Source organism: Salipiger sp. HF18 (genome assembly GCF_011806505.1).
GTDB lineage: Bacteria > Pseudomonadota > Alphaproteobacteria > Rhodobacterales > Rhodobacteraceae > Salipiger > Salipiger thiooxidans.
Map to the genome: position 1 here is coordinate 1 of NZ_JAATOS010000161.1, position 8,254 is coordinate 8,254.

Here is an 8,254-nt window from a genome sequence, read left to right on the forward strand (position 1 = left end):
TCGGAGATGAGCGTAGCACGCGAAATTGAGCAGATCCGCCAGCAGGCCCTGAACAATCACGACAGTGAAATCCAGTCCTATCGTGATCGGATCGCTAGTGCGCGATCGGATACCAGCGACATCAAGTTGAAGATCCAGAATTGCGTCGTATCATTGCGTGGCCTCGAGGCCAGTGAAAACCATCACCTCGACGTGCGGCTACGCAGGGTTCAGGAATATCAAGTCAAACTGGATGCCTTCCGGACGCGGCTCGGGATAACCGGCTTGCCGAACCAACGCGGATCGACCTTCTGGTTCGTGATCACGGGCGTCTTCATGCTGGCGATCGAGTCCCTGCTCAACGGAATGTTCTTCGCTCGTCACAACGAACTCGGCCAGATCGGCGGGATCGGGCAGGCGATGATGATCTCGGCGATCAACATCATGATCGGCGCAATCTGTGGTCTGCTAGCTAGGCATCGGTATCTTCGCACGGGTTTCGGCACTCTCATCGGCTGGTTGTCCATCGTTGCATGGGTTGTTCTTTCGGTCGGCTTCAATCTCCTGGTCGCCCATTTCAGGGATGCGCTGGACATGATGTCCTGGGACGCGGCCATGCAGTCCTCGGTCGGACGTGTCGTCTCGGAGCCCTGGGCCCTGGGATCGCTGGAGTCCGTGATCCTGTTGCTGGCGGGGCTCATCGTTAGCCTCCTGTCCTTCTACAAGACCAATGCGCTGCTGGACCCTGTTCCCGGCTTCAACAAGCTGTGGGATGCGGTCGAGAATTCGATCAATGATTATGCCGAGGCCTATGAAGCTTCGCAGCAAGTGCTGAAAGTATCCTTCCAAGAGCAAAAGGAAGATCTGCGCAAAGAGGTGAGAAATCGCCGGGAAGAGCTCCGGAATGCGGTTTCGGCCCTGAACGGGCAGGGATCGCTCGTCTCCAACCTCGAAACCTTCCTCGTCGGGCTGGAAAATGACGCCAATCAGCTGATGCGGATCTATCGCGAAGCCAACATGCGCCACCGCACCGCCGATGTGCCCGCCTACTTCGATGAAATGGTCAAGCTGGAGCGCCCGGCGAATGCGGAGACCGATGCCAACGACACGCATCGCGCCGAGGTCGAGGTCCAGATCGTCAGGATGGAAGAGTTGATGACGGCTGCCGTCGAACGGCTCAGCAAGGCACAGACGTACACGCTCAAGGCCTTCCCGACGCTGGAGGACATCCGGGCCGGTCGCACCGAGCGCAAGGCACGCGAGGACGACACCAGTCTGCAGGATCTTCTGGAGCCCGAGGTGGTTTCCTCTGCCGAGGTCCCTCATGCGGTGCCAAAGGCCAATTCGGACACGCCGGAGCCGGTCTTCGGGGCAACCGCCGAGGAGGAGTCGGCTACAGTCATGGTTGAAATGCCGGGTTCTACTGAGGACGCCCCCGCGGACCCTGACAAGGGCGGGACACCCGATCTGTTCGAGACAGCTCCGACCTCCGGCTCTAAGGCGGAAAAGGTCTGATGCCGGCCCATCGCAAGAAAGGCCCCTCGTTCGGGGCAATCGTGTGCGGGGGGGCGGCCGTCATCGCCTTGCTGGTGATCTTCGGTGGCTTCGGTTTGTTCTACTGGCAGGAGACGAACAAGCCGAAACAGGACCCAGAGAGCCTGTGTCTCGAAACCGGTGCCGTGGCGCAGCTCGTTATCCTGATCGATGAGACCGATCCGCTGACGCTGACGCAGCTCAACTTCGCGCGGACCCGCATCGACCGGATGATCGAGGAGGCCGATGTCGGCACGCGCATCAGCATCGGCATCGTCGCGCCGGATGCCGCCGAGCGCGAAGCTGCCTTTGTTTCTATCTGCCGTCCGGCGGAACAGGCCAATGCCCTGAGCGAGAACGTCAAGATGGTCCGCGATCGCTATCACGAGAAGTTCCTGAACCCTGTCAACGGGATGCTTGACGACCTGATGGTCGTGTCAGAACGGGACAGCTCGCCGATCTTGGAGAGCCTGCAGGAACTGCTGTCCCGCATTCCGGGCTTCCTGCCCGAAGACGTACCCGCGAAACTGGTCATCCTGTCCAACCTCGCGCAGCACTCCTCGACCCTTAGTTTCTACAAGGGCGGCAATTGGGAGAGCTTCAAGGCCTCCGGCGGCACGGCCCGGTTGAGCCATGCGCTGCAGGGAATGGAGATCCAGCTCTTCCAGATCCCGGCCAGCCCGGCCTTCCAGCCGACTCTCGAAGATTTCTGGCGCCGCTACCTGGACCTACAGGGCGCCGGTCGTCTGAACTACCAGAGTCTCGGAGATCTATGATGAGACGGACAGAACCCACCTTCCGACGCTACCCCTTCGAACGCCGGCGTGCGGATGCAACCGACAAGGTCGTCCTCTTCATGTCCCTGCTGCTGGGGATCTGCGGCTCCCTCGTCCTGAAGACTATCGGCGTGCCGCTCTGGATCCCGGCGGTCGTGTCCGGGGCCGTCATCGTCCTTTACGCGGTGATCACCTTCAGCTGGCCGCGCATCCAGCTCGAACCCGACCAGATCGGCGACAACGCCTATTACCTCGGTTTCGTGCTGACGCTGACCTCGCTGGCCTACAGCCTCTACCAGCTGGCCGGTCAGACCACCGAGACCGACTTCATCGCCGAGGTGATCTCGGGCTTCGGCATAGCGCTCAGCTCGACCATCGTCGGCGTCGCCGTGCGGGTGTTCTGCCTTCAGTTCCGGCTGGACCTAGCCGCGCGCGAACATACGACGCGGATGGAGATTAACGAGGCCGCGCGACAGTTCCGGGCCGAGATGGCCGACGTGATCCGCGGCACGAAGTATCTCGGGATCGAATTGCGCCAGAGCCTCGAAGAGCATCACGACGAACTGGCCAGGGGCAGTGCCGCCCACCGCGAGCGGCTGGAAAGCGAGAGCGTCTCGGCAATGCGCGCGACCCTGCAGCCCGTGGCTACGGAGCTGCGCGAGATCCTGGAGCAGACGGCGCGCGAGGCTGCCCTTGGCCGCACCGCCTCTGAAGAGGCGCGCGCCAGGATCATGGCCGATCTGGAGACCAGCCTGAGGGAGGCCTCGGACTGTATCGGCCGGAGCCTCGGCGACTTCGGGGACGGGGTCACGGCATCCTTCGGCAAGCTTCAGAGCGACATCGACCGTATCGAAACCGGTTTCGGCGGGACGCTGGAGACCATCGGTCGTGATCTGGACCGGTCGGCGGACCGGCTTGAAGAGCTGACGACCGAACGGATCCGGGCGCTCGAAACGGCCCTAGGGGCAAGCCAGCAGGCGGTGGTCGATGCGGGGGTGGCGCTGGTCCACAGTGCCGAGACGAGCTTCGGAGGAGTGGTGCGTGCCACTGAGGAGGTCGAGACACGGGCCGAGCAGGCCCTCGAGACGATTTCCCGCGGTGTCGATGCCGGGGGGCAGTCCCTGAAGACGGCGATAGAGTCACTGGCGAAGGATCTGGGCGCCCGAGAAAACCGTTTTTCCGCTCCTCTGGAAACGCTGGAGAAGGCCGTTGCCGATCTCCAGGCGCGGCTCGAAACGGTCGATCCAGTGGTGCAAGGGCTAAACGAGAGCGGACGCGCTTTCGGACAGGCACTGGACGGCATTGCGACCGGGATCCGGGCGCAGGAGGAGCGCCTCGCCGCGCCCTTCGCCCAACTGGACAAGTCCACCGGGGACCTGGGCGTCCGTCTTGCCGCGGCCGGCGATGCCGCCCGAGGCCTGGAAACGGGCAGCCGCGGCGCGAAGGGAGCGTTGACTGATCTGGCAAGCGGTGCGAAGTTCTACGAAGAACGGCTCGTGGCCCCTCTAGAGCGGATGGACAAGGCGGTGGAGCGGATCGTTGAACACAGCCGGTCCCTGGAAACCGAACTCGGCACGACGCGCATGGTCGCCGAGGAAGTTGCCGCCCTCCGCAAGGACGTGCCGCCGCTCCATGCCGCACTGGTTTCCCTGCAGACCGGGCTGGAGAGCCGCATGCCACCGGCTGCGATCGGTGAGCGGGACGCGGTCTGATGGCTGGATCCCGGATCCCGGTTTCACAGGAGGCCAATTACCGGCGTGGCACGGTGATGGGGCTGACGGCTGCCGAAACCTTCATGCTGATTTGCTTCATCCTGCTGTTGCTGTTGAGCTACTGGATCGCGACGACGCGTAACGCGACGGAGTTCTATCGCCAGTTCTCGGACGAGCAGAGGCTTGCGGCGCAAGAGTATCGCGCGGACCTCGCACGGTTGGACGAAACCCTGGCCCGCAACCTGCAGTTCGAACGGCTGCTGGATGATGCCGGCGGCAAGGAGACCCTTCTGGACGCCCTGCGTCTGGTGCAGGAGCGTCCGGATCTGTCGGTGGAAGATCTGTCCGAGCGGTTGCGGCTTCTCGATGATGACATCGTGCGTCAGATCGCGGAGCAGAGCCTGCGTCTCGAAACCGAGGAACGGCTGGCGCTCCGGGATCTGTCCACGGTGAAGGATCTCCCCGCGATGGTGTCGCAGGTCGCATCCCTTCCGGAAGATGTTCAGGAGATGATGGTCGAGTTGCAGCAGTTTCGCGAGAGCGGGGTGGATCCGAAGCAGATCTCCGCAATGTCGGAGGCGCTTGCCGCGTACCGGGCGACCGGCATGGATCCCGGCGACGTCCTTGCTATGACCGACGAGCTGTCCGACTTCCGCCGCTCGGGTCTGGCAGCAGAGGAAGTCGGAGACCTGGCAGAGGCGGTGGCGGACCTGCGGTCGAGCAACCTGGCGACCGGTCGCGAGATCGCCGACGAGATCCGCCGCCGTGCTGGCGATGTCATCGCGTCGATGGGCGGGCAGGTGCTGGACAATGGTAACGTGGTTTTTCCGGACGGCGTCTTGTTCGACCAGGGGAGCGCGGAGATCAAGCCGGCTTTCCGTAAGGTTCTGGAAAACATCTGCGAACCATGGGTATCCGCACTGCATGCCTTCGATGGTTCCATCCGGAACATCCAGATCGAAGGGCATGCGTCCTCGGACTGGGGAAGCCTGGTTCCGATTGAGGCGTTCCGGAACAATCTCGATCTCAGCCAGCGCCGCTCTGCCAATGTCTTCAACGAATGCTTGGACGACATCTCGGATCCGGAACTGTATGGCTGGGCACGGGATCAGCTGGCTGCGGTCGGCTACTCCTCCTCGCGGTTGATCCGATTGGCTGATGGCTCCGAAGATCGCGAGCGTTCGCGCCGCGTCGTATTCGGCATAGACTTGAAGACACGCGAAGACTTGGCGATAGACCGGCTTTTCGCAGAGTCCGAGTGACGCAATTTCCTTAGGATGATCTTCAGACCTTTCTCCGAGGCTCTACGATGAGCCATCGGGAAAGGTCCTGCCAATGCGTACCGTGCGTCCGTCTGCCACCAGCACTGCCACATTGCCACGCCTGCTACGGCTGGGAATGTCGGTACTCTCCGTTGCCCTGATCGTCAGTCTTTGGTTCGGGCGCAACAGCCTCGAAACCGAGGGGGTCCTGGTCGCCGCTATTATACCTTTTATCTGCTTTCTGACGGTCCTGCGGGACGGCTGGCGCGGAGGACGTTCATTTGTTTCACCCCGGCTTAAGCCGCTGCGGTCTAATCGCTGACGCGGCTACCTCGTCTACACTGCCTACATTGACTGGCGAGACCGTGCTGCATGAGATCGCAGAGGGCCGCTTTGGCGAAACTGCACCGCAGCGCCGGCCGACCTGGCGAATGACGGCTTCGGGCCGGGAGCGACGCCGCCCTAGTGGCGGCCAGGCGCCTCGCACTGCGGCGCACCGAAGGTCGGCAAGGAGCCCAACTGACCGAGATCGAGCCGGAGCTTCGCTGCGGGTGCATTCGTCCGCTCCCAAGCCCTTCCACGACATTCGTGCCCCGCACTCTTACAGGTTGACGCGGGCAGAGACGCAGACGCCGCCCAGTCAGGCTGCGTGGCTCGTGATCCACCCGGATCTCAAGGGCGCTCCCGCGACGCGTGTTGTCTCAGATCCCATCCTGAGCATTTTTGCGCCAGACGCTGATGGGCGGGTAAGCGCCGTTTGACCGAAGCCATCTCTGGCTTTAAGTTCGGCGTGTTTTCCTTTCAGAGAGATCCGTCGTGTCTGTGCAAGGCCGCAAGGACCAAGTGACCCTTCGGGCGCGCCCGGACCTGTACGGCATTGAAACCCTTTCTGCGCATTACCTGAAGCAGAGCTTCAAGCCGCACGCCCATGATGAATACCTCTTCGGTGTGATCGATGGTGGGGTTCACGCGGTCTGGTGTCGGGGCGAGATGCATCAGGTGCCGCGTGGATCCGTGGTGACGATGCGGCCCGGAGACATCCATCATGGTGGCGCAGGCAACGAGGCGGGCTGGCGGCAGCGGATGCTCTACATCCCCGAGGCCGGGATGCGCGCGCTGATCGAAGACATGACCGGCCATGCCGCCACGGGGACGCTGGATTTCGGAGCGGCGTTTCACGCGCGGCCCGATCTGGCCCGGAGGTTCGCCCTGTTGCACGAGGCGCTGCATGCTTCGGAGCAACGGCTCGCGCGCGATATGGCGCTGGACGCGTTGGTGGGGACGCTGATGCGCGAAATGGCACCGCAAAGCGTTTCACCTGTGCAAGCGGCGGATGGGCGGATCGCGGATGCGGTCGAGTTTCTCGATGCGCAGGTCGACGAAGATGTTTCGCTTGACGATCTGAGCCAGATCACCGGCCTGCGCCGCAGGCAGACGATCGATGCCTTCCGGCGCGCCACGGGCCTGCCGCCCCATGCGTGGCACGTTCAGAGAAAGGTCTTGCGGGTCAAACGCCTGCTCCGGGACGGTCAGACCCCGGCAGAGGCCGCAGCACAGACGGGCTTTGCCGACCAAAGCCACATGGGGCGGCATTTCCGCGCCATCGTCGGCATGACGCCTTCGGCCTTTGCCAAGGGCTGAGACCGCGTTTTCGTTCTATATCGCCGCCCGCCGTCCGGCCTATTGCGCCCTCATCTCACGTGAGACAGGAGGCCAAGGTGGCGGTATCAGAGAGTTTCAATGCACGGCGTACGTCCCTGTGGGCCGATCTCGCGGTATTGGGCGTGGCCTTGGTCTGGGGGGCGAGCTACCCGGTGGCCAAGGGAGCGCTGGCCTATATGCCCGTTCTGTTGCTGATCTTTTATCGCTTTACGCTGACGGCGGTGGTGATGGGGGCTGTGGCCCACCGGGATCTGCGCGCGGCCCCGCGGCGTGACCTTTGGGCTGGGGCGGTGCTGGGCGCGATCCTCTGCGCTATCTTTTTGTCAGAGACATGGGGCGTGTCACTGACCACGGCGACCAATACAGCGCTGATCATCTCGCTTTGCACGATCTTCACACCGTTTCTCGAATATGGTTTGCAGCGCCGCCTTCCGCCTTTGGGCGTTATGGCGGGGGCGGTCATTGCCATCGTGGGCGTCATGGTGCTTTCAGGCGGTATGGGCGCGCTCGGCGCGGGCGACCTGCTGGTGCTGTGTGCTGCGGGCCTGCGGGCGGTGATGGTGGTCTCGACCAAGCGCCTGATGGAGGGCAGCCGCATGTCTTCGGCCGCGCTCACGGCTGTGCAGGCCGCGACGGTCGCAGCGCTCACCGGGGCGATGCTTTGGGTGCAATCGGGCGCAGGGGGGCTTTTTGTCCGGGCTGACCTCGCGGCATGGGGCGCGGTGGCCTTCCTGTCGCTCTTCTGCACCATCGGCGCCTTCTACGTCCAGAACGCCGCGGTGCGCCGCACCAGCCCCACGCGGGTGAGCTTACTCATGGGCACGGAGCCGCTCTTTGGCTTTGCCCTCGCCTGGATGCTTCTTTCTGAACCTGCGACTTTATCGGCATTTCTCGGCGCAGCGCTCATCGTTTCGGGGACTTTCCTTGGCCTTTGGGTCGAAAGGCTCCGCTGACGCTCGCAGAACTTGAAAAGCACCGATCACAATCGCAACGCGACCGGATCCGTTTTGCGCGTGGCCTGCCCCTCTCCTTGGCCTGAGCGAGTATGCCGCGCCATGCCCTGGGTGCCTGTCTCGGTGACGCCGCGCTGCATCGCCTGCCACCTCGGCACGCGGCAGGGTTCGGCCGATAGTGACGGACATGCCGATCGCGGAGCCACTACGCGGTACGGCAAATACCTGCGCAGAGCCGTCGCTTAGCGGCTCGCAGGCTGTGGCTGCAGCGAACGGCAGAAACGTCCGCGGTGCGGCCGTTAACAGGGTGCTGAAATAGTCGGGCGAGCGGAATTGTTTTCCGTCTTGCTAGGCGTGATGGCGCGATCCTCCGGCCG

At 63.2% G+C, this 8,254-nt stretch carries 6 protein-coding genes; all 6 read left to right on the top strand.

Translation table 11 applies throughout. The features are described from left to right. Positions 1 to 1,494: hypothetical protein (locus HC022_RS14095; RefSeq protein WP_217703984.1), on the top strand; the 1,494-nt coding region annotated here is incomplete at its 5' end. Further along, on the top strand, positions 1,494 to 2,288 hold the full coding sequence (locus HC022_RS14100; protein ID WP_167452867.1) for a hypothetical protein: 795 nt from the start codon (positions 1,494 to 1,496) through the stop codon (positions 2,286 to 2,288). The genes HC022_RS14095 and HC022_RS14100, both read left to right, overlap by 1 nt. Positions 2,289 to 2,368: 80 nt before the next feature. Beyond that, positions 2,369 to 4,000, top strand: coding sequence for a hypothetical protein (locus HC022_RS14105; protein ID WP_167452868.1), 1,632 nt, complete (start codon positions 2,369 to 2,371; stop codon positions 3,998 to 4,000). Continuing rightward, entirely contained in the window at positions 4,000 to 5,262 is a 1,263-nt protein-coding gene (locus HC022_RS14110; RefSeq protein ID WP_167452869.1) for an OmpA family protein, read from the top strand. The genes HC022_RS14105 and HC022_RS14110 overlap by 1 nt, the downstream gene beginning before the upstream one ends. Before the next feature lie 816 nt (positions 5,263 to 6,078). Further along, entirely contained in the window at positions 6,079 to 6,903 is an 825-nt protein-coding gene (locus tag HC022_RS14115; RefSeq protein ID WP_167452870.1) for an AraC family transcriptional regulator, read from the top strand. Positions 6,904 to 6,980: 77 nt separating this feature from the next. Further along, positions 6,981 to 7,877 (top strand): DMT family transporter, encoded by an 897-nt coding sequence (locus HC022_RS14120; RefSeq protein ID WP_217703986.1) that lies wholly within the window; start codon positions 6,981 to 6,983, stop codon positions 7,875 to 7,877. Positions 7,878 to 8,254: the final 377 nt, after the last annotated feature.

What these genes read in the sequence shown, in the direction of transcription:
- HC022_RS14110 (WP_167452869.1), top strand. Translation starts at nt 4,000, where the DNA reads ATGGCTGGATCCCGGATCCCGGTTTCACAGGAGGCCAATTACCGGCGT.
- HC022_RS14100 (WP_167452867.1), top strand. Translation starts at nt 1,494, where the DNA reads ATGCCGGCCCATCGCAAGAAAGGCCCCTCGTTCGGGGCAATCGTGTGC.
- HC022_RS14105 (WP_167452868.1), top strand. Translation starts at nt 2,369, where the DNA reads ATGTCCCTGCTGCTGGGGATCTGCGGCTCCCTCGTCCTGAAGACTATC.